Raw genomic sequence first — 23,474 nt, 5'->3', positions numbered from 1 at the left:
ACTACTCTTTATGAATCATTATTTATCGCGCAGAAGCTTTGTTAAACAGTCCGTTATTGCTGCAGGAGCTGTTATGTTGTCCAACAGTGTCTTAGGAAAGGTCAATCTGGCCAAACCCAATGAACGTGTTAATCTAGCCTGCGTAGGATTAGGCAATAGGGCAGCGGAAATCATTAAAGAACTCTATAAGACTGGACTCTGTAATATCGTAGCCTTATGTGATGTGGATCTTGGCGCTAAACATACACAGGAGATATTGGGTATGTTTCCCGACGCACCTCAATTTAAGGATTTTAGGGTGATGTTTGACAAAATGGGAAATCAGATCGATGCTGTGAGCATAGGAACCCCTGATTTCTCTCATTTTGCAATAACGATGCTTGCATTGGATTTGGGCAAACATGTTTACGTGGAAAAACCAATGGCAAGAACATTTCTTGAGGTTGAACTTATGACAGAAAAAGCTCGGAAAAATCCGAAACTTGCTACCCAAATGGGAAACCAAGGGCATTCTGAAGCAAATTATTTTCAGTTTAAAGCTTGGAAAGATGCGGGTATTATTAAAGATGTTACACGCATAGATGCGCACATGAATATGCCGCGCAGATGGCATGGCTGGGACGTGAATATCAAGGGCTTTCCTGCCGCGGAGATGATACCCGAAACGCTAGACTGGGATCTTTGGCAGATGCAGACTATTGGTCACAATTATAATAAAGATTTTGTCAATGGACAATGGCGTTGTTGGTACGATTTCGGAATGGGTGCTTTGGGCGATTGGGGGGCTCATATATTGGATACAGCACATGAATTTTTAGATTTGGGACTCCCAACCGAAGTCTCAGCGGTAAAGCTAGAGGGGTATAATTCGTATTTTTTTCCGATGTCTTCCACCTTAAAATTTCATTTTCCAAAAAGGAAAAAAATGCCTGCAGTAGATATTAATTGGTATGACGGCTTGGATAATTTGCCACCTATACCCGAAGGCTATGGGGTATCTGGACTGGATCCTAATATTCCTCCACCAAGTACAGGAAAATTAGAGCCCGCTAAATTAAATCCCGGAAAAATTATCTATAGCAAGGATTTGATATTTAAAGGTGGCTCCCACGCCAGTACGCTGCAGATTATTCCAGAAGCGAAGGGGAAAGAAATGGCGGCTCGTTTACCGGAAGTGCCAATATCACCATCCAACCACTTTGCTAATTTCTTAAAGGGGTGTAAAGGTGAAGAGAAGACGCGGTCGGCTTTTGAAATTGCAGGTCCTTTGAGCCAAGTGTTTTGTTTAGGTGTCATTGCCCAGCGATTAAACAGTAAATTGGTACTGAATACTCAGACAAAAGAAATTGTCAATGATAAATTTGCCAATGCACTTCTAGCCGGACCTCCACCGGCTAGAGGCTGGGAACAGTATTATAAGATGTAAAGAATCGAAGACTAAACATAGAAATGAAGGGCAATGTAAAACGTTGCCCTTTTACGTTGATAAAAGCGCTGTTCTTATCCTTATGATTCGCCTGTCATCAATACATATTAATGAGTGGAAGATAGTAATAAATGGGAAATCTGCATGTAGAGAGAAAAATTAGGTCTATTTTGATGAACCGATACTTTACTTCAGCAAAAAAAAAGGTTTTCAAACGGGGAGAATGAAAACCTTAAATAACCAATTATAAACCTAAATTATGATGATACAAATGTAAGTGTATTTTCTACACTATGCAAATTTATTTTAAAAAATAATTTAATCTTCTTCAAAAAAGCTATAGGAAGTACCTATTTTTATAAGAGTACTGTGTTTTTTTATGAAAACGGACTGCTCTCTGCATTCTTTTTGCACGCTTTGGCTTCGGGGACTTTAATTCGTGGAATTTAAAAAGCATCAGTTGTAAATAGTTAGCTATTTTAGAAGCATGGAAAATTTAGAAGTATGGATGCGTGGACCTATTGAAGGGATTCCCGCTCTTCTCCAACCTGTTGCTCATGCGCTCTTGCAAGTTGATGAGGATGTTTTAAAGTATACTAAGCAGCTGTCCTCAGCGTATCTCTGGACAAAACCGGGGGGCAATGCCAGTATAGGTTTTCATCTGCAACATATTCGTGGGGTGATCGATCGCATGTTTACTTATGCCGAAAATAAACCCTTGTCGGATGAGCAATTTGACGACCTCTATAAGGAGGGTATAGAAAATAGTGATCTGAGCGTAACCGCGCTTGTAGAAAACTTACACCAACAGATTCAGCAATCCGTGCAAAAACTAGCGTTAATTGATCCGGAAACTTTGACGGAAGTACGTTTGTTGGGTAGAAAACGGATCCCTACGACCTTGATTGGTTTGTTGTTCCACGCTGCTGAGCATGCACAGCGCCATGTTGGCCAATTACTGGTAACAGCACGATGTATCAATTAAAAACAAACTATATTTTTGTCCGCTAGAGACTATGATTTTTGAACTTGTTGTAACTTTTCTCCCCATTTCCCAAGTTCTTGAATAATTGGTTTGAGTTCATAACCCAGCGTAGTCAGCTCATAGAGTACGCGTGCCGGTACCTCTGCATATACAGTACGTTTTATAATGTTATCCTCTTCCAGCTTTCGCAATTGTAGGGTGAGCATACGTTCAGTGATACCCGGTAAACATCTTTTGATTTCAGAATAACGTAGCGCGCCATTGATGAGATAACAACAAATGGCTAGAGCCCATTGACCGCCAATGACATTAGCGGCAAAGACTTCGGGGCAATTATGCTCAAGTTGCTTTTTATTTGAAAAGTTGGTGGAACTCGTCTTGATTTTAGTCATACGCACATTTTTTATAGTACCTAACATTGGGTTACTGATAGGACAAAATAAGAATTATGTCGCTACTTTTAAATCACAGTCATGTAGTTTATTAAAATTGCCGCAATGAATTGACTAGACTTGGTGACTTGTGCATATATACATTTATACATAAATAAAAATATGAAAACATTAATAGTTGTTATTCACCCTAATTTTGCCACCTCCCTCGTGAATAAAAGTTGGGTTGAGGCATTGGAAAGCCAATTCGATCGTTATGATATCCATCACTTGCACCAAGTCTATTCGGATGGTAAAATTGATGTCGTAGCAGAACAGCAGCTGATGGAGAAATATGATAAAATTGTATTTCAATTCCCCTTTTATTGGTTTAACTGCCCGCCTTTTTTTAAGCAGTGGTTGGATGATGTGCTTACCTACGGGTGGGCTTACGGTAAAAAAAGTGGGTATAAACTGGAAGGAAAGAAAATTGCATTAGCGATTTCGGCTGGGATAGACGAGCAGGAGTATGGGGTTACGGGTAAGTATAAATATAGCATGGAGCAATTAACAAGTCCTTTTGAAATTACTTTTGACTATGTTAAAGCGAATTATCAAAAGCCTTTCGTCTTTTACGGAATAGAAAAAGAGTCATCCAAAGAATGGATAGCACAAAGTGTTTCGCAGTATCTCAGTTTTCTGCAGCAGTTGTAGTCAATAAATATGAAGGCAAAATTATCATTATTGGCGATTCTTCAAAAATATGTTAATGTAGAAAGCATCCTGAAAAGGATGCTTTCTCTTTGTTGTTTTACCGAGTTGTATAACCACCATTGGCAAATATTGTTTGCCCCGTTATCCACCAGCCATCGGTGACTAGGAACTCAACCAAAGGCGCAATGTCTTTTATATCCGTTAGTCCGCCCAATGCTGATGCAGATTTGTGGTAAGCTACGGCATCCGCACTTTCCTGTCCGTAGAAAAATGGCGTATCCATTGGCCCCGGGGCCACAGCTGTAACCGAAATACCTCGTTCACCAAATTCTTTTGATGCCGCTCGCGTAAAATGCTCTACAGGGGCTTTCAGTCCCTCATAGGTCGAGTAGAACCCTGTATAAGCTGCCAATAGCGAGGTAACAATGGTGCAGATCTTGCCATCTTTATTTAGTTTTTTGCCGGCTTCCTGAATAAAGAAATAGGCAACTTTCGAATTGATATCGCTCATGCTATCGTATTCTTCTACTGTTGTTTCCACAATTGGCTTTTTTAATACTTTCCCAACGGTGTTAATGGCGATATCCACGCCTCCGAATCGGTCTATGGCTGCATCAAAAAGTTCCCTGATATGCTCAATTTTTGTCAGGTCCGCTTGCACTAAAATTGCTTCTGCACCAGTGGCTTCTACGGCCGCTAATGTTTTCTCGGCATCTTTTTTGGTGTTTTCACTGTTATAATGGATCACCAGTTTTGCCCCTTTAGCCGCAAAATCCCGGCTTAATAATCCACCCAGATTTTTTGCACCACCAGCAATAAGGACAACTTTTCCTTTTACATCATTTCTTGCCATAATAATTTAAATTTTGATTATAGCAAATTTCATAAATGTTTAGGGCTCTGTTATGGTGAACTTTTCGCTTTTTGCAATTGACGAAATTGTGAAGGAGACATCCCCTCATATTTTTTAAAAAATTTGGTGAAGTTGGATGGGTCGTAGGTCAGCCTTTGAGCGATCTCCGAAATGGTCAACTCGCTATTGGTGAGCAGGCTCTTGGTACAGGTCAATATTTTATGTACATAAAAATGACAGGGGTGATTTCCCGACGTTTCCTGTATTATCTTGATAAGATGTTTTTGTGAGACACAAAGTATGTTTGCGATGTCCTGAAGCTCCAGCATTTCTATGCTGACTCCGCTGATCAATTCTGCGAGATGACGATCCAGGAACTCAAAATATTGAATCGTAATTTCTTCACTTCTTTTCTTATTGGGAGGCGATACTGTATTCATCTTAATCCTTTTCGAATGTTTAGGTTAAATATAACCAATTTAGGCTACACGCAATATTTTATTCCAGAATTGATTAATGTTGATCAGCTGTGTCTACTACATTAATCGGCTTGTTGTTTCATGTTGCAGAATATGCACAGCGTTATGTAGGCACATTGCTGTTGACAGTATGGTGTATTGTGCTGTCTCAATAAAAATTATATTGGAGAATTTACACTGTGAACGTCGCTATGGATTATCGGACGATTAAATTGTAAATTTGTATACTTGTAAGATTCTAAGAGGAATTCATGATTTTTATAATCCCACATAAAAATAAACAGCGTATACTATGCAGATACTTTTAGTAGAAGATGATCGTCGCATTAGCAGCTTCGTCGTTAAAGGCTTAGAAGAAATGGGAAACCAGGTCATCCTCGTTGAATCTGCGGAAGCGGCACGTGAATGGATCAATGTAGATTCATTGGATATTATTGTACTTGATATTATGTTGCCTGGTATAGATGGCATACAGTTTACAAAGACAATCAGGTATCGAAAAAATCATATTCCGATATTGATTTTAAGTGCTTTAGGAGAGATTGAAGATAAAGTCGAGGCCTTAGAAAGTGGTGCTGACGATTATCTTGTCAAGCCTTTTTCTTTTAAGGAATTGGTAAGCCGTATTAAAGCGCTAGTACGCAGGGACAATTATAAAAATGTACAAAATGATAGTAATATAGAGATTCGCGATTTAAAGGTCGATCTTGAACGCTACGAAGTCATCAAGAATGGTAAAAATGTCGATCTATCTCCTAAAGAATTTAAGCTATTGAAGTATCTGATCGAAAATCGCAATAAAACTCTTTCGCGAACAGCAATATTACAAGCTGTTTGGGGCATTGATTTTGATAATAATACCAATGTAGTAGATGTGTATGTTTCTTATCTAAGAGGTAAGGTCGACACTGGTCATGTGGCTTCCATTATCAAAACAGTGAAAGGTGTGGGGTACATGCTTACAACGGACTGATTATGAATTTAAAGATTCGGCTTACACTCTTTTCAACGTTGGTATTCACCATCATTTTCGCACTTGCAACAGTAGTCATTTACTGGATGTTTTACAATTCATCTGAACGACATCTAATAAGCTCGTTGGAAAAAAATGCAAAGATTGCCGGTATTTATTACCTTGAAGCGGATGAACAGAGTCCATTAAAGCATTTGGAATCTAAAAATCAATATGAAAGTTTGGTCAAACGTGCTATGGTAGCAGTTTACAATGCCGCAGGAAAAGTAAGTTACGGCGGTATGCGTTTCGATAGTCTAATTAATAAGGATTTATTACGCCAGCTGAAAACAGACAAAACAATCTATTTAAAAACAGAAGATAGCTTTTATTTTGGTTTGTATTATCCCGATAATCAAGGCGATTTCTTTGTGTTTGTAAAAGAATCAAGTGCTGACTTTGATCATCAATTGAATCGTTTGCTCATGACACTTGTCCTTGTATTTCTTCTAGCATTGATCAGTATTGCCTTGTTGTCAGTTTGGCTAAGTAAGTATGCCTATCTGCCCATTCGTAAAGTAATCCAGGAAATTCAGCACAAGGATTTAAGTACCATCCAAGAGCCCTTGACAAGTATAAATACCAAGGATGAACTGCAAGATCTTATTGAAAGTTATAATGCTCTTCTGCGGCGGATTAGTGAAAACATGATTATTAGAAAGAACTTTGTAAGTTATGTTTCACACGAATTTCGAACGCCTCTGGCAGGTATACTAGGGTCAATGGAGGTTTTCGGCACAAAAGTGAGAAGCGAAGAAGAATATCGTGAATTAGCTGAAACTATTACCGACCATGTGAACTTTCTGAATCAGCTAATTGGTAATTTTCTTTTACTCACAGATGATCAGGCCGTGAAACGTTCCCAAGAACTTTTTAGGATCGATGAGGTGGTTTGGGATCTTGTACCTAAGCTTTCTCGATCGTTTACTGCTCCTCTGAAGATTGATATACAGGTCGATGAACCGCAATATTTTAATTTTTGGGGAAATAAGATGCTTGTCACACTTTCTATCTCTAATTTAATAGAAAATGCACTTAAATATGCAAATAGGCAAGAAGTACTTGTCCGAATGACAAATTCAAATGGTAGATTGTCTTTGCAGATTATAGACCAGGGCATTGGCATTCCAGCAGCCGAACTGGAGTCTGTGAAGCAGACTTTTTATCGTGGCTCGAATGTAGGCAACGTCAAGGGCAGTGGTATAGGTCTTTCTTTTGCCCAAATTGTATTTAAGGATCAAGGGGTTGACTTTGAAATCCATTCAACCGATTTGGGTACAACGGTATCGCTACTATTCCCTAAATTCTAACCGTTTTCTAATCTCTTCTAATCAAACTTTAATTTACCCTAAAGTTACCTGTAATCCTCGCCAGTTAGTTTTGTAGAAATTCAAAATTAGGTGAGAAAACTACAGATTACATTATTGCTACTACTTGGCCTGAATAGTAAGCTATTTTCACAGGAAGCCGGCGAAAACCGTTTACAAAAATCAGAGATAGAACAAATTTTCCTGGCCCATAACCTGAACTTAATGGCTCAACGTTTTCATATGCAACAAGCCGAGGCAGCTGTGCTTCAGCAAAAGTTGTGGCCCAATCCAACGATCTCAATCTCTGAGGTCAATCTTTGGAAAAACTCCTCCAGCGAATCGCTTCCAGCGCTGATCGGCAATTACGGTAAATACCAGCAGGTGTCGGTCGAATTGGAACAGACTATCGAAATGGCTGGTAAACGAAAGAAAAGGGTTCAACTGCAACTGCTGGAAAAAGAGAATGCGCAGCTTCAATTCCAAGAATTGCTGCGGAACCTGAAATATGATCTTCGGAGTCAGTGTCTCGAATTACAGATCTTGCAGGAGAAAGAAAAGTTATACGGTAATCAGGTCAATATCTTTCAGACATTGGCTCAATCCTATCAAAATCAATGGAGAGAAGGCAATGTAAGTGAGATGGACTACCTCAGGATTCAAAGCGAATCTATCGCGTTTGGGAACAAATTAAATGAAATCCAACAGGAGAAAATTGAAAAAATGAATGCGGTTGCGCGCTATCTCGGGAACGAGGGAGCCGCACTCACGATATCAGATACGATCGACATGCCACATTTTCTGCAGGGAAGAAAACAGGAGTGGAAAATGATGGCCCTCGACAATCGCAGCGACTATAAAATCGTCCGAAACGAATTGAAAAAAAGTGATGCTCAGCTGAAAATCGAAAAGGCAGAACGTATACCGGACTTGAAGGTATCAATCAATTATGACCGCGGTGGAAATATTATGCGTGATTTCGTAGGGCTGGGGGTGGCCATGGATCTTCCTTTATTTAATCGAAATCAGGGCAATATCAAAATCGCTAAACTGGAACTTGAGAAAAATAAAGTGGAGATCGAGCAATTTCGTATCGACATCGAACGCGAAATTGATTTCCTTTCGGCGCGCTTGACCAATCTCGAAGTGAGTTTGAAAACGATGAATACAGGCTTTGATCATAATCTTGATGTAGCGCTGGAGCGCTATGTCCGAAATTTTCAAGAGCGGAGATTGACCATTGTTGAATTTATAGACTTTATTAATAATTATATGGAAAATAAGGAATCGATATTGGAACGTAGGGTCAAATACCTACAGTATAGAGAAGAATTGATGTATTTAATCGGAAAGGATATTGTCTAATGAAAAGAAACTTATTAATGCCATTGACCTTGATGTCCATCTGTGTAATTTGGGGATGTCAATCGACGAAAAACGAAGAGCAGGCTAACCTGTCAACCAAAGGTTTCTGCCTTAGTGCTGATTTCAAAAACCAAATCAAAATTGATGCTATAAAGAAGAGGGCGGTATCTGAACAGATTGCTTTGAATGGTGTGATCCAATATGATCAGGATGAACTTGCAGCGCTGAAGAGTCCGATACCCGGTATCGTGCAGTCTGTCTCGTTCAAAATGGGGGACTACGTGGAGAAAGGACAGATTCTTGTGTCGCTTAAAGGCACATCAGTCAATGATTTGGGAAAGGAGCTACGTGAGCTCGAAAATAGTAAGCGCTTGACGGAGCGTAAATTGGAAAGTCTGCACAGCTTGCTGAAAGATGGTATGGCTTCTCAACGCGAGCTGGAAGAGATGGACAGTGAACTGAAAGCCATACAGATCGGAATTCGCAATGTAAAGGCCAATATGAATCTGCTCAATGGATCATTAGAAAACGGTATGTTTTACATCCGTGCACCTAAAACTGGTTATATTGTAGATAAAAAGGTGAGCCCTGGTATGACAGTTGGCGATGATACGGAGTTACTGTCGGTTAGTAAACTGAATGAAGTATGGGTTTCGGTCAATATTTATGCAAATAACCTGCCTTTTGTAAAAAATGGTGCTCCCGTCAAGATCACAACATTAGCTTATAAAGGAGAATCTTTTGAAGGTTATATTGATCAAGTAGCGAATTTTTTTGATCCTGATGAACGTGTTGTTAAAGCGCGTATAAAATTGTTAAACAAAGACTTGAGATTAAAGCCCGGCATGAGTGTAGATGTGTTGGTAGAAAAAGCCGTGTCTGGACAGGAAGAGCACATGTTGGCAATACCCAAAGATGCAATTATTCTTCACAACAATCAGAATTTTGTAGTTCTCTATAAGAATGATTGTGATTTAGCTGTAAAGCCAGTAGACATTGTTGCTGAGAATGAAACCTATGCTTTCGTCAAAACAGGAATGGCTGAGGGGGATCAGGTGATGACTGAAAATGAGCTGATTGTATTTGATGAATTGATAAATAAATAGGATGAAGAAAGTTGTACAAAATATTGTTTCATTCTCATTGAAACACTCCTTGGTCGTCCTTTTTTTTACGATGGCATTGTTATTCGGCGGTATATATGCCTATTTGCATACACCGATTGAAGCCTTTCCCGATGTTACCAATACAAGGGTTAGGATTATCACGCAATGGCCGGGACGCAGTGCTGAGGAAATAGAAAAGTTCGTCACACTGCCAGTCACCAAAGAAATGAATACGATTCCAAAGAAAACGGATGTTCGCTCGATATCATTATTTGGTTTATCTGTTGTAACGATTCAATTTGAAGATGGTGTAGCAGACTTTTACGCACAGCAATATGCAGGTAATAAAATGCGCTCTATTGAATTACCAGAAGGCGCTGAAAGTTCCATTGAACCACCGTCTGGCGCAACAGGAGAAATTTTTCGCTATGTGGTGAAGAGTAATCTTCCGATTAAAGAGGTTTCTGCCATTCAGGATTGGGTGATTGAACGGGAACTCGTTGGTGTGCCTGGGGTGGCAGACGTCGTTAGTTTTGGGGGCGAGGAAAAGATTTACGAAATAAAAATCAATCCAACAGAATTGGCCAATTATAACCTTTCGCCGTTGGATGTATATGAGGCCGTTTCGCGTTCGAATATCAACGTGGGCGGAGATGTTATCCAAAAGGGTAATCAGGCCTATGTGGTACGAGGTGTCGGGTTGTTGGATAAAATCGATGATATAGGCAATATATTGATCAAAGTGGTGGGCAATACACCGATACTCGTCAAGCATGTCGCCGAAGTAGAATTAGGTGCCAAGCCTCGGCTCGGGCAGGTAGGTCTCAATCAAGAAGATGATCTTGTCCAGGGAATTGTCATTATGCTTAGGGGAGAAAATCCATCTGCAGTCGTGACAAAGTTAAAAGAAAAAATAGCTGAACTGAATGAACGTATTTTACCCGAAAATGTCAAGATTGAACCCGTCATAGATCGTACGAAATTGGTGAACAATACAGTGCATACAGTCTCTAAAAATCTGATAGAGGGAGTTCTGCTCGTTTCGATTATCGTCTTTATCTTTTTAAACAACTGGAAGACAACCTTTATTGTCGCATCTGTTATTCCATTAGCTTTCCTATTCGCAATCATCTTATTGAAGATTCAAGGATTGCCGGCCAATTTGATCTCTATGGGAGCGCTAGACTTTGGACTGTTACTCGAAGGTACGCTGGTCATTGTAGAAACTGTTTTTGTCTCTTTGGAAAAAGAGGCACATCGGCTTGGGACAGCCCGTTTTAATAAGATATCCAAGTTAGGAATTATCAAAAAAAGTGCAGGTTCAGTAGCCGGATATATCTTTTTTGCCCTGTTGATTTTAATCGTCGCGTTGACTCCGATCTTCTCTTTTCAAAAGGTGGAAGGAAAGATGTTCTCACCATTGGCTTTTACACTCGGTTATGCTTTGCTGGGTTCATTGATCCTGAGTTTGACCTATGTGCCCGCCATGTGTAAATACTTGCTGAAAAAAAATATCAAAGAGGATGAAAATAAGATCACTAAAGTTAGTCGGAATGCCATTTTTAAAGGTTTTAAGAAGGCTTTTGATCATCCAAAATGGACGTTCTCTATTTTTGTCTGTGTGTTGTTAGTTTGTTTTGTTCGATTTAGTCACTATGGTTCAGAGTTTCTTCCTAAACTGAATGAGGGGGCAATTTATGTTCGTGCAACTCTACCCAACAGTGTCAATCTGGAAGAATCGGTTAAGTTGACCAAAACGATGAAGACAAAATTGATGAAGCAGTTTGATGAGATCGATTTTATTATGACGCAGACAGGTCGTCCCAATGATGGAACAGACCCAACAGGTTTTTTTAATATAGAATTCAATATTGAATTGAAACCTCAGGGTGAATGGAAACGTAAATTGTCAAAAGAGAAATTGATCGGTCAGATGCGGGACAGCCTACAGACCTTTCCTGGAATCAACTTTGGTTTTAGCCAGCCGATCCAAGATAATGTCGAGGAGTATGTAGCAGGAGTAAAAAGTCCACTAGTGATCAAAATTTTTGGTGAAAACTTACAAGATTTAGAAAATAAAGCTAATAGATTTGCAGAGTCACTTAAAAAGGTGGATGGCATCACAGATGTCAATGTTTTTAAAAATATAGGCCTTCCTGAATTGCGTATCCAATTGCATGATTCAAAGATGGCTAAATATGGTGTTTCAACCAAAGATGTACAGTCCGTTATCGAAATGACTATTGGTGGGCAATCTGTTACGCATTTCTACGAAAATGAGCGGATTTTTGATGTTCGCCTGCGCTTCCAAAAATCATATCGTGATAATCCAGAAAAGATCGGAAATATCATCATACCGACGATGAATGATCAGAAAGTGCCACTACGCGAGATCGCAACAATAGATTATCATACCGGTCCGGCTTTTATTTATAGAGAAGGTAATTCCCGTTATATTGGCGTTGGTTTTAACATTGAAGGACGGGATTTGGGAAGCACTATTGCCGACGCAAAAAAACAGATAGATCAGGATATTCAGTTGCCTAAATCCTATAAAGTGGTATGGGCTGGCGAATTTGAAAGCAAAGAACGGGCAACCAAACAGTTGATGAACGTCGTTCCTATTTCTTTGATTTTAATATTATTACTACTTTATGCCAATTTCGGCAATGTAAAAGATACACTGATTTCTTCGCTGACCCTCGCCTTTGCATTTATTGGCGGATTTATCTCCTTGTGGGTCACCGGAACAACTTTTGGAATTTCGGCAGGTATTGGATTTATTATTCTTTTTGGTGTAGCCACGATTGACGGTATTGTTTTAATTGGGGTTATGAAAGAAAATCTGTTACATAAGATGAGTTTGAAACCTGCTATCTATGAAGCTGTAAAGAGCCGCATAAGGCCCATTTTAATGATCGCTTTAATGGGTGCAATGGGATTATTACCAGCTGCGCTTTCCAATGGAATGGGATCCGAAATTCAAAAGCCGCTAGCTATCATGATTGTGGGCGGATTGATTATGTGTATGATACTGTCCTTTTCAATATTACCCATAGTTTTTTATTATGCATATAGAAAGGAAAGCAACATTTAGTTAACCATTTTTAATTATTATAATACGATGCAAAGGTTGCCTGTTTGACAGTGCAACCTTTGTTGGTTGTAGTCCCTATCGGTGTAATTGCTATTTAAGGAATACTCAAAACGTCAGATAATGACATTTTAAAAGCCGACGCGCCCCCTATGTATTGGAACGTATTTTTTTATAGCCCATTTTTTGTAAATATTATTATAAATGTTGAACTTACATTTACGTTCTTAAAACCGAACTTCATCTTAAAAAATAAATAATACATCGCGTACTGAAAAGAGTTCCAAGTCTGCATTTAAAGTTAAAAAGCCATTCTTCAGGTTTGTCATGGATGATTTTGCTGGAAAAGGTCAATATTAGGTCAGTGTTGATTAATTCATAAGAAGACTGTGTATCTTATTTCAGATAGATTTGTGATAAAGAAATAATAAAATATACGCTATGGCACAATTTAAATGGGAAGGAATTTACCCTGCAATGTTATCTCCATTTGATGAAAATGGAAATTTGGATTTTGGTATGTTTGGTAAAAACATTGAAGCACAATTGGATGGAGGTGTTCACGGTCTAATTATCGCTGGATCGTTGGGAGAGGCAAGTGTTTTAAGTACGGAAGAAAAATATGATTTATTGACATATGCGTTGAAACTTGTCGATGGGCGCGTCCCGGTGTTGCTTAATATTGCAGAAAATACTACGGCTGCCGCAATTAAAGTTGCTCAGACCAGTGAAGAATTGGGAGCAGATGGTTTGATGTTATTGCCACCGATGCGCTATAGAGCTGATGACAGAGAAGCTGTGACATATTTTCGTACTGTAGCACAAAGTACCAAACTGCCAATCTTAATCTATAATAACCCCGTTGACTATAGTACCTACGTATCTCTCGACATGTTTGAGGAACTATTATTAGAACCAAATATTCAGGCAGTGAAGGAATCGACACGCGATTTAACCAATATTACGCGTTTAAAAAATCGTTTTGGTGATCGCTTGAAGATTATGGCTGGCGTTGATACGTTGGGACTCGAGTCTTTGATGTTGGGAGCTGATGGCTTAGTGGCTGGATTGGTAGACGCGTTTCCTAAAGAAACGGTTGCTATGTACGATTTAGTGAAGGCGGGTGAGTACAACAAAGCCGTAGAAATATACCGTTGGTTTATGCCTTTATTAGAATTGGATATTCACCCTAAATTGGTCCAATATATTAAATTAGCTGCAACAGCCGAAGGAATTTCAACACCCTATACACGCGCCCCTCGATTACCATTGATTGGTGAGGAAGAACAACGGGTGAAAAAAATTATTGCAGATTCAATAGCAACCAGACCACAACTATAGGGACGTTTCTGAACTTTCTGAAAGAAGGTTCAGAAAATTTCCTTTTTAGGGTCTGTTAATAATAGGCGGAAAGAACCTTCTTATTTATATTCAAGCCACAAGGGATGAAAATATAGGAAAGGTTTTTATTGATTTTTGAAGATACTACTTACAATAAAAACAAAAGGAATGGATAGAACGCAAAATGACATTAATTACGTCGTAAAACAGGCAGATGCTGGATTTCAGTTTCTTCAGAAAACTGATGTCACTGAAAGAGCGGAATTAATGTATGCTATTGCCGCTGAAATTGAGGGACTGGGCGAAATATTGATTGAAACAGCTCATCTGGAAACAGCACTTCCTTTGGGAAGACTGCAAGGGGAAAAGGCGAGAACCGTCAATCAGTGGCGTCGGTATGCCGATGCCGTCCGCACAGGTTTATACAGTGAAGCTCGGATAGATCGGGATCCAAATGGCCAATTTGATTTAAGGAAATATAACAAAGGACTCGGTCCAGTTGTCGTCTTTGGCGCTAGTAATTTCCCTTTCGCCTTTTCAACTGCTGGCGGAGATACAGCAAGTGCCATTGGTGCAGGCTGTTCGGTTATCGTAAAGGCTCACCCTGCTCATCGCAAAACCTCTCAACTAATGGCCGACGCTATCGATCGGGCGATTTCAATGCATGGTGCTCCAAAAGGTGTTTTTAGTCATGTGGTGTCGGATTCTTTCGACGCTGGACAGCAATTGGTGCGCCATAGCTGTGTGAAGGCGGTCGCATTTACAGGCTCATTTCATGGCGGGAAAGCCTTGTTTGATCTCGGACAGTCAAGGCCCGATCCTATTCCGGTATTTGCTGAAATGGGAAGCGTAAATCCGGTCTTTCTTTTACCTGATTACCTTGCTAACAATCTTGAAGCTTTTGCAAAGCAGTATATTTCCTCACTACTTTTAGGTGTTGGTCAGTTTTGTACCAATCCAGGTGTTTTGGTCAGTGTCGGAAGCGAACAGCTGGATCGACTTAAAGCGGAGTTGAAGAAAGAACTTCAAGCTACCAATACTGGCAAAATGCTGCACGTAGGCATATTGGATACCTACAACCGTTTAAAAGAGGAAATGGTTCAATACGATGGTGTTCGTATATTAGAAGAAGGACAGGATAATACAGCGCAAGATTTTGCTCAGCCACTACTTGTGGAAACCGAGGCAAACCAAGTTTTAGCTAATCCTAAGTTATTGGAAGAGGTCTTTGGACCTTTTGGACTAATTATATCTTGTGCGGATCTCAACGAAATGAAACAGGTAATGGAGCAGCTCGAAGGGCAGATAACCATCACTTTCGCAGCATCGGCGCATGATATTCGCGAATGTCAGAATCTTTTTGCCTTGGCACAGGATAGATGCGGAAGGCTTTTGTTTCAGGGTATGCCAACAGGCGTAGAAGTTCAATATGCCATGCAGCATGGTGGCCCTTTTCCGGCAACCACAGATGCGCGTTTTACTTCTGTAGGACCCGATGCGGTAAAGCGTTTCCTGCGACCTTTGAGCTTTCAAAATTGGCCAAACGAATTTTTACCCAAAGAATTGCAGGATGGAAATCCATTACAAATTGATCGTTTGGTCAATCAACAATGGACTAAAGCATAATTTAAACAAGTGACCATATTAACAACAAGGAATCAGAAATGAAGAAAACTTTTTTTTGTATTGATTCGCATACCTGTGGTTGTCCCGTGCGATTGGTCGCCGGGGGAGCCCCGTTATTAGCGGGAAATTCCATGATGGAGCGCAGATTACATTTTATACGTGACTACGATTGGATCCGTATGGGATTGATGTTTGAACCACGCGGACACGACATGATGAGCGGAAGTATGCTCTATCCACCATTCGATCCTCAAAACGACATTGGTGTTCTTTACATTGAGACGAGTGGCTGCCTTCCCATGTGTGGACATGGAACGATAGGTACCGTTACGATTGCCATTGAGGAAGGACTTGTTCAACCTAAGGTTCCCGGAAAATTGAGGTTGGAAACTCCGGCTGGACTTGTACATATTGACTATGTGCAGGAAGGACCCAAAGTAAAAAGTGTTAAGCTTACAAATGTAAAATCATTTTTATATGCTGAAGGGCTAACGGTCGATTGCCCGGATCTGGGTGCAATTAGCGTTGATGTGGCCTACGGTGGGAATTTCTACGGTATTATCGATCCGCAGGCTAATTTTGATGATATTAGCTCCTATTCTGCGAGCCAATTGATCCATTATGGTAAGATAATCCGCCAGTTGCTAAACGAAAAATATTCCTTCGTACATCCCGAAGATGCCAATATCCATGGGTTGACACACATCCAATGGACCGGCAATCCAAAGCTTTCCAATTCATCCGGACGTAATGCCGTATTGGTTGGAGATAATGCCCTGGATCGCTCTCCATGTGGAACAGGTACTTCTGCGCGTATGGCACAATGGTATGCAAAGGGAAAACTCAAAAAAGGAACCGAATTTATACATGAAAGCTATATAGGTTCGCAATTCACCGGTAAAATCGAAGCGGAGACAACCGTGGATGGTCGGCCGGCTATTGTACCCTCCATAGAAGGCTGGGCGCAGATAACAGGGTATAATACCATTTTTTTAGATGATGAAGATCCTTATTTTGGAGGTTTTCAGGTGATTTAGTAATTTAATAAGACAATAGCAACGTGAAAGAAAACAATAGAGGTACAGTTGTCGTAATTGGCGCTGGAATTGCCGGACTTGCTTCGGCCTATTACCTTGTGAGAGATGGGTGGGAAGTGAAAATACTGGAAAAAAACACTTTGGATAATAACTGTTCTTACGGTAATGCTGGTATGATCGTTCCGAGTCACTTTACTCCCTTGGCAGCCCCAGGTATAGTAGCACAAGGGATAAAGTGGATGTTCAATAGCAAAAGCCCTTTCTATGTACGGCCTTCGCTAAACCCTCGGTTGGTCAATTGGGGACTAAAGTTTCTAAAACATGCCAATCGCGCCCATGTAGACCAACATGCATCTGCTATTCGCGATCTGAACTTGTATAGCAGCAGGCTGTACAATGAATTGGCTTTGGAAGATGGCTTTGATTTTGAACTGAAACAGAACGGTATACTGATGATGTATAAATCAAAGGAAATGCAGCATGAAGAGATTGAGCTGGCCCATCGTGCGCAGGATCTCGGACTGGATGTCGATATTCTGGAAGGGAATGCTGTTCAAGAACTGGAACCCAATCTGAAACTGGATGTATTAGGCGCCATACTTTATCGATGTGATGGAAAACTATATCCTTCCAAGTTAATGCAGCAATTGATTCACTACCTGAAAGCCGCTGGCGTAGCTTTTTTTGAAAAAACTGAAGTCCATAAGTTTGTTACGTCCGGAAATAAAATTAAAGAGGCAATCAGTGATAGGGGAAGTTTTCAAGCAGATGCTTTTGTATTGACCGGTGGTGCTTATTTGCCGCAGCTGACCTCAAAGTTGCACATAAACACACCGCTTATGCCTGGAAAAGGATACTCATTTATGTATCAGCCCGAGAAAGAGAACACATTGAATCATGCGGCATTATTACTGGAGGCTCGTGTTGCTGTAACGCCTATGAATGGCCAGATCAGATTCAGTGGTACGATGGAGTTGGGGCCTGCAAATGATCGGATTTATGAAAACCGTGTCCGCGGAATTGTAGAATCTATTCCTAAATATTATCCCGAATTGAAGGTAGATTACCCAAGCGAAAAAATATGGTATGGTTACAGACCATGCTCGCCTGATGGATTGCCCTATCTGGGCAGATTGAAAAAATTTGATAATGTCCTAATTGCGGGCGGGGGTGGAATGATGGGGTTGAGCTTGGGACCTGCCTATGGGAAAGTTGTTGCAGATTTATTGGCAGGACAGAAAATCGAGGCTGAAATCGCTGGTTTTAGGCCTGATCGTTTTGACTGATAAAATTAGGATATAAACCAACACCCAAATTATGAATCGTTCTTTTTCTTTTAAAGCTCCCAAAACATTGTTTTATGGGCTGCTCTTTCTATTCCCCATCTCCATGCATGCACAGAAGATGAAATTATACGACCATACAACCCCTATAGAACCTTTTATTGTGCAATACAAGCATGATGTTGAGGCGATAAATTATTTTTATGGCCCTATGCCCAAAGGCTGGGGCAATCAACAGGCTGCCGCTTCGCCCGAACAGTTGGCACGTCTCCAACGTTTGGATAATGAATATTTGAACAAACTGGACAAGTTTCCCTATGAAGAACTCGAGACATCGGGACAGGTAGATTTTATCTTACTCAAGCGCAAACTAAAAAGTGATCTCCTTTCATTGGAAGAAGATGAGTCGAATTACAAGCGGTTAGCCATGTATTTACCTTTTGCACAGCGAATATTTACACTTGAAAAGGAACGTCGTAGGGGGAAGCGTCTCGCGGGAGAAGATGTCGCGAAAGAACTGACGCTCGTTGTGGGAGAAATAGATCAATCAATCGCTGCATTGCAGGGAAAAACCAAAATTCCTGATGCCGATGTGAACTTTCTAACCGCCTTATTAAATTCGTTGGATTTAAGGATCACGAGCACCTTCGATTTTTACAATGGTTACGACCCCGAATTTACGTGGTGGGTACCCGCTATATTTCAACAGGTGAAAAACAAGTTGTCAGACTACAAGGAAAAATTAGGTGCAAAAAGCGACCGGAAAGTGTTTGATGATGGTAGCCAGATTGCGGGTGTGCCAATTGGCGAAAAGGATATAAACCGAAGGCTCAAAGCTGAAATGATCAGTTATACCGCTACTGACCTTTTAAAATTGGCTGATCAAGAGTTTAAATGGTGTGAAGCGGAGTTATTGAAAGCAAGCCGTGAAATGGGCTTTGGGGATGACTGGCGGGCAGCACAGGAAAAGGTTAAAAACTCCTATGTACCCATTGGGGAACAGCCCGAGCTCATTATGAAATTGTATAATGATGCACAGCAATTTATCGAACAAAATAAACTCATGGATATTCCCGAGCTGGCAGACGAGACCTGGGGTATGATCATGATGACACCTGAACGGCAGCGGGTCAACCCCTTTTTTACAGGCGGGCGGGAAATTAGCATATCCTATCCGACAAATACCATGGATCAGCAGGCAAAATTGATGAGCATGCGCGGCAATAATCCTTATTTTTCCCGCGGCACAGTTCAGCATGAGTTAATTCCCGGTCATCATCTGCAATATTTTATGAATCGACGGTACAAACCTTATCGCGAAGAGGCATTTAACACGCCATTCTGGACGGAGGGATGGACATTGTACTGGGAGTTGCTGCTGTATAGCAAGGGGTTTGCAAAAACGCCAGAGGAGCGAATCGGAATGTTATTTTGGCGCATGCACCGTTGTGCACGAATAACCTTTAGTATCAAATTTCATTTAGGGGAGTGGACGCCGCAACAATGCATCGATTATCTGGTAAACCGCGTGGGATTTGAGTCGGCTAATGCGCACGGTGAAGTGAAGAGATCCTTTGAAGGCTCTTATGATCCGCTGTATCAGTTGGCCTATCTCGTAGGTGGCTTGCAGTTGATGCGCATCAAAGAGGAGGTAGTAGATCAAGGGAAAATGTCATATGCTGCATTCCATGACCGCGTGATCAAAGAAAATTATCTGCCGATGGAAATGTTGAGAGCGATTATCAAGGGCGAGAAGTTAAAGCCCGATCACGAGACAAACTGGAAGTTTTACCATTTTAATAACTAGGTTTTTATGAGTGAGTCTAAACAAACTTTTCAAAAGTCGCTCGGGTTACTGGATGCCACTATGCTGGTCGTTGGGAGTATGATCGGTTCGGGGATTTTTATTGTATCTGCCGATATTGCACGTAACACAGGTTCCGCGGGCTGGATGATGGTGGTATGGTTGATATGCGGTTTTATGACATTGACTGCAGCCTTGAGTTATGGCGAATTAAGTGCGATGTTTCCAAAGGCAGGAGGGCAGTACATCTATCTTCGGGAGGCCTATGGACCCGTATTGAGCTTTGTATTTGGATGGACCTTTTTTGCAGTTATACAAACCGCGACTATAGCCGCTGTGGGGGTTGCTTTTGCAAAATTTACAGCCTATCTCTTCCCTTTTATGGATGAAGATGTTTATTTGCTTGAATGGTCTGATTATCGGGTATCAGCAGCGCAGCTATTGGCGATTGCCATCATCGTTGTGCTGACCTATATTAATTCAAGGGGCGTGAATAGCGGAAAGCGTGTACAAACCTCCATCACATTAATCAAGATCGGGAGTCTGTTGCTCTTACTGCTCTTTGGCTTCCTCGCATTGAAACATGAAGTTTGGTCTTGGAACTGGGACAATATATCACTTTGGTCGATGCGCCGCTTAAATACGGATGGAAAGTACACATCTTATGATGGATTTTCAGCAATGGGGGCTTTTTCTGCGGCTATGGTCGGTGCCCTTTTCAGTAGCGATTCGTGGCACTCCTCTTCCGCAGTAGCTGGTGAAATTAAGAATCCACAGCGTAATATTGGTTTGAGTTTAGCATTAGGTACTTTACTCGTTACCGTAATTTATCTCCTGACTAATCTGATGTACACCGGCATATTGCCCTTAGAAGAAATGGTCAATGCGCCAAAAGATCGTGTAGCCATGAGTGTAGCCCAAGAGGTTTTTGGTCCTTTTGGGATTACTATTATAGCCATAATGATCATGATTAGCACCTTTGGCTGTAATAATGGAATTATTCTAGCAGGAGCGAGGGTGTATTATTCGATGGCGAAAGATGGTTTGTTTTTTAAAAGGGCGGGTAAGCTCAATGCGCATGCGGTACCTGCATGGGCTCTCTGGATACAATGTCTTGCTGCATCAATATGGTGTTTAAGTGGTAAATATGGTGATCTATTGGATATGATTACCTGTGTGGTCGTTATATTTTATGTGCTTGCGATTGCGGGCATTATTCGTCTCCGCATTACACGGCCAGATTTGAACAGGCCTTATAAAGCATTTGGCTATCCTTTTCTTCCCATACTTTATATTCTGATGGGACTCGCATTTATCGGCCTAATGGTAATTTTCAAGCCAAATTATACCTGGCCGGGTATTATAATCGCATTATTGGGTATTCCTATCTATTATTTAATCAATCCTAAACGAAGAAAGCATGAAATTTCTTAGTACAGCGGTTTTGTTGTTGTCTGCACAGTTTCTGTTTGGTCAAGGAACTTTGGCAGACTATACACGTGCACAAAACTTAAAAAAGCAATTGACCAACAAAATTGACAATCTGCCGGGCCAGTTTTATTGGAGTGAAAAGGGTGACCTGTTTTGGTATGATCGAAATACGGTGCAGGGGAAAGAGTATATGCTGGTCAATCCCCAGGCAAAAACAAAAGAACAGCTGTTTGATCTGACGAAGGTATTTTCGTTCGTGGAAGAAAAACTAGGACGAAAAGTCGAAAGCCGTTTTATTTCCAATGACCAGATAAAACTGATGGATCAGGATCAAGTGTCGCTCGATATCGCGGGCTATTTATGGATCTGGAACCGTCGTTCGTCGCAATTGAGCCAAGGGGCGGCAAGTGGAAGTAGAGATCGAAATACGCGGTATTGGGGGCAGCGTGAACAGGGAAATGCCTACAGGGAAGTCGAATCTCCAGACAAAGTGCATGTCGCATTTATTCGCAATAACAATGTATTCCTGGCAAAAAAGGGAAGTGTAAACGAGGCGCGACAAATTACGTTTGATGGCAATCCGGCAAATTATTATAGCAATGATATTCAATGGGCGCCAGATAGCCGTAAGCTCGCTACAGTAAAAACTCAAAAAATAGAGATCAGACAACTGACGCTAATCGAATCATCCCCTAAAGATCAGCTGCAGCCCAAAATTCAGACACGCGATTACGTTAAGCCCGGAGATGAGCTGGCACAGAAACTACCCATCTTATATGATCTTGAAAAAGACCGGCTATCCGTGTTTGATGCCGCGCTCATACCGAATCAATTTTCCCTTTCGGATCTTGCTTGGCGCGATGATAGCAGAGCATTTACCTTTGAGTATAACAAACGGGGGCATCAAGTTTATGGCCTTATGCAGATGGATGCAAACAGCGGTACATCCAGTTATTTGATCCGTGAACAGAATAAGACATTTATTGATTATAGCGGCAAGAAATTTAGAGAAGATATATCCGACGGCAAGGAAATCGTATGGGCCTCTGAGCGGGATGGATGGAACCACTTGTATCTGTATGATGGAATTACCGGAAAAGTAAAGAACCAGATAACCAAAGGAAACTGGGTTGTTCGGAAAGTTGTGCATGTTGACGCTGATAAACGAACAGTTATTTTTGAAGGCAGCGGTATGAATGCCGGAGAAGATCCTTATTTGATACACTATTATACCATCGGTTTGGATGGAAAGGGCTTAAAACTGCTGACCGAAGAAAATGCGAATCATCAAGCTTTTTTCGATAAAGATTATTCGCAATTTATCGATACATATTCCCGGGTTGATCAACCGCCAATTTCAGTATTGCGCGACAAAGATGGCCATCTTATCATGGAACTGGAGAAAACAAACAGTAGTTTGTTAGAAACTGTTGGATGGCGTGCACCGGAGGTTTTTAAAGCCAAGGGGCGTGATGGCGCAACAGATATCTGGGGGATTATTATTCGACCGACGAATTTTGATCCCGCTAAAAGCTATCCTGTCATCGAATACATTTATGCGGGACCGCATAGTTCTTTTGTGCCCAAATCATTCTACAGTAACCCGAGTGGGATGTACGAACTCGCTGAATTGGGCTTTATTGTGGTACAGATCGACGGGATGGGTACGTCAAACCGTTCAAAAGCATTCCATGATGTCTGTTGGAAAAATCTGAAAGATGCGGGCTTTGCGGATCGAATTGCCTGGATGCAGGCTGCTTCAAAGCAATATAAATATATGGATATCGGTCGAGTGGGAATCTATGGGACATCTGCGGGTGGACAAAGTTCAACCGGTGCGCTGTTATTCCATCCCGAGTTTTATAAAGTTGGCGTTTCTTCCTGCGGTTGTCACGATAACCGAATGGATAAAATATGGTGGAACGAGCAATGGATGGGTTGGCCAGTGGGTCCTGAATATGCGGCAAGCTCCAATATTGAAAATGCAGCTAAGCTGGAAGGAAATCTTTTATTGATTGTTGGGGAGCTGGACGATAATGTGGATCCCTCTTCCACCTTCCAATTAGTTGATGCCTTAATCAAAGCGCGTAAGAATCATGATTTAATCATGGTGCCTGGAATGGGGCATTCTTCTGGAGGAGATTATGGTGAACGAAAAAGAAGAGACTATTTTGTAAAGCACCTTCTTGGCGTAGATCCGCCCGCCTGGAATCAGTATTGATTCTTCCGATGCGACACAG

18 protein-coding genes are annotated in these 23,474 nt (G+C 41.0%); 15 read left to right on the top strand and 3 right to left on the bottom strand.

Features of this window, described 5'->3' with window-relative positions; all coding sequences use genetic code 11:
* Positions 1–10: 10 nt before the first annotated feature.
* Positions 11–1,426: a Gfo/Idh/MocA family protein gene (locus J2X77_RS18675; protein ID WP_209575874.1), complete on the top strand. Its 1,416-nt coding sequence runs from the start codon at positions 11–13 to the stop codon at positions 1,424–1,426.
* A 487-nt stretch (positions 1,427–1,913) separates the two neighbouring features.
* The gene (locus tag J2X77_RS18670; protein WP_209575872.1) at positions 1,914–2,411 is read left to right on the top strand and encodes a DinB family protein; all 498 of its coding nucleotides are present in this window, start codon (positions 1,914–1,916) and stop codon (positions 2,409–2,411) included.
* A 29-nt stretch (positions 2,412–2,440) separates the two neighbouring features.
* Here the strand turns inward: J2X77_RS18670 and J2X77_RS18665 are convergent, their stop codons facing one another.
* Positions 2,441–2,803 carry a helix-turn-helix domain-containing protein gene (locus tag J2X77_RS18665; protein WP_310081977.1) on the bottom strand — a complete coding sequence of 121 codons (363 nt, stop codon included), beginning with the start codon at positions 2,801–2,803 and terminating at the stop codon, positions 2,441–2,443.
* 162 nt (positions 2,804–2,965) lie between these two features.
* On the opposite strand from J2X77_RS18665, the gene J2X77_RS18660 reads away from it, so the two are divergent.
* The gene (locus J2X77_RS18660) at positions 2,966–3,496 is read left to right on the top strand and encodes an NAD(P)H-dependent oxidoreductase (protein WP_310081975.1); all 531 of its coding nucleotides are present in this window, start codon (positions 2,966–2,968) and stop codon (positions 3,494–3,496) included.
* Between the two features lie 97 nt (positions 3,497–3,593).
* Here J2X77_RS18660 and J2X77_RS18655 read toward each other — a convergent pair whose 3' ends face one another.
* Together J2X77_RS18655 and J2X77_RS18650 are read right to left on the bottom strand one after the other, a co-directional pair.
* The gene (locus tag J2X77_RS18655) at positions 3,594–4,349 is read right to left on the bottom strand and encodes an SDR family oxidoreductase (RefSeq protein WP_310081973.1); all 756 of its coding nucleotides are present in this window, start codon (positions 4,347–4,349) and stop codon (positions 3,594–3,596) included.
* A gap of 50 nt (positions 4,350–4,399) precedes the next feature.
* On the bottom strand, positions 4,400–4,789 hold the full coding sequence (locus tag J2X77_RS18650; RefSeq protein ID WP_209575864.1) for an AraC family transcriptional regulator: 390 nt from the start codon (positions 4,787–4,789) through the stop codon (positions 4,400–4,402).
* A 331-nt stretch (positions 4,790–5,120) separates the two neighbouring features.
* On the opposite strand from J2X77_RS18650, the gene J2X77_RS18645 reads away from it, so the two are divergent.
* The 12 genes from J2X77_RS18645 (at position 5,121) to J2X77_RS18590 (ending at position 23,455) form a co-directional block, all read left to right on the top strand.
* Complete coding sequence (locus tag J2X77_RS18645) at positions 5,121–5,801, top strand: response regulator transcription factor (RefSeq protein ID WP_209575862.1); 681 nt, start codon at positions 5,121–5,123, stop codon at positions 5,799–5,801.
* Positions 5,802–5,803: 2 nt separating this feature from the next.
* Positions 5,804–7,150, top strand: a complete 1,347-nt coding sequence (locus J2X77_RS18640; RefSeq protein WP_209575860.1) for a sensor histidine kinase KdpD — start codon at positions 5,804–5,806, stop codon at positions 7,148–7,150.
* 90 nt (positions 7,151–7,240) lie between these two features.
* On the top strand, positions 7,241–8,512 hold the full coding sequence (locus J2X77_RS18635; RefSeq protein ID WP_310081969.1) for a TolC family protein: 1,272 nt from the start codon (positions 7,241–7,243) through the stop codon (positions 8,510–8,512).
* Complete coding sequence (locus J2X77_RS18630; RefSeq protein WP_310081967.1) at positions 8,512–9,618, top strand: efflux RND transporter periplasmic adaptor subunit; 1,107 nt, start codon at positions 8,512–8,514, stop codon at positions 9,616–9,618. The genes J2X77_RS18635 and J2X77_RS18630 overlap by 1 nt, the downstream gene beginning before the upstream one ends.
* Position 9,619: 1 nt before the next feature.
* Positions 9,620–12,715, top strand: coding sequence for an efflux RND transporter permease subunit (locus J2X77_RS18625; protein WP_209575854.1), 3,096 nt, complete (start codon positions 9,620–9,622; stop codon positions 12,713–12,715).
* 438 nt (positions 12,716–13,153) lie between these two features.
* Entirely contained in the window at positions 13,154–14,053 is a 900-nt protein-coding gene (locus J2X77_RS18620) for a dihydrodipicolinate synthase family protein (RefSeq protein ID WP_209575852.1), read from the top strand.
* A gap of 168 nt (positions 14,054–14,221) precedes the next feature.
* Positions 14,222–15,679: an aldehyde dehydrogenase (NADP(+)) gene (locus tag J2X77_RS18615; protein WP_310081964.1), complete on the top strand. Its 1,458-nt coding sequence runs from the start codon at positions 14,222–14,224 to the stop codon at positions 15,677–15,679.
* Between the two features lie 38 nt (positions 15,680–15,717).
* Positions 15,718–16,716 (top strand): 4-hydroxyproline epimerase, encoded by a 999-nt coding sequence (locus J2X77_RS18610; protein ID WP_310081962.1) that lies wholly within the window; start codon positions 15,718–15,720, stop codon positions 16,714–16,716.
* 23 nt (positions 16,717–16,739) lie between these two features.
* Complete coding sequence (locus J2X77_RS18605) at positions 16,740–18,002, top strand: FAD-dependent oxidoreductase (protein ID WP_209575846.1); 1,263 nt, start codon at positions 16,740–16,742, stop codon at positions 18,000–18,002.
* A gap of 31 nt (positions 18,003–18,033) precedes the next feature.
* Entirely contained in the window at positions 18,034–19,806 is a 1,773-nt protein-coding gene (locus tag J2X77_RS18600) for a DUF885 family protein (protein ID WP_293888217.1), read from the top strand.
* 6 nt (positions 19,807–19,812) lie between these two features.
* A complete protein-coding gene (locus J2X77_RS18595; protein WP_209575842.1) occupies positions 19,813–21,237 on the top strand; it encodes an amino acid permease in 1,425 nt (474 codons plus the stop codon).
* Positions 21,224–23,455 (top strand): prolyl oligopeptidase family serine peptidase, encoded by a 2,232-nt coding sequence (locus J2X77_RS18590; RefSeq protein ID WP_310081958.1) that lies wholly within the window; start codon positions 21,224–21,226, stop codon positions 23,453–23,455. Before J2X77_RS18595 ends, J2X77_RS18590 begins: the two co-directional genes overlap by 14 nt.
* Positions 23,456–23,474: the final 19 nt, after the last annotated feature.

This window comes from Sphingobacterium sp. 2149 (assembly GCF_031455655.1).
Lineage (GTDB): Bacteria > Bacteroidota > Bacteroidia > Sphingobacteriales > Sphingobacteriaceae > Sphingobacterium.
Note: the sequence above shows the minus strand (reverse complement) of the source record. Positions and strands in the feature narration are given on the sequence as shown.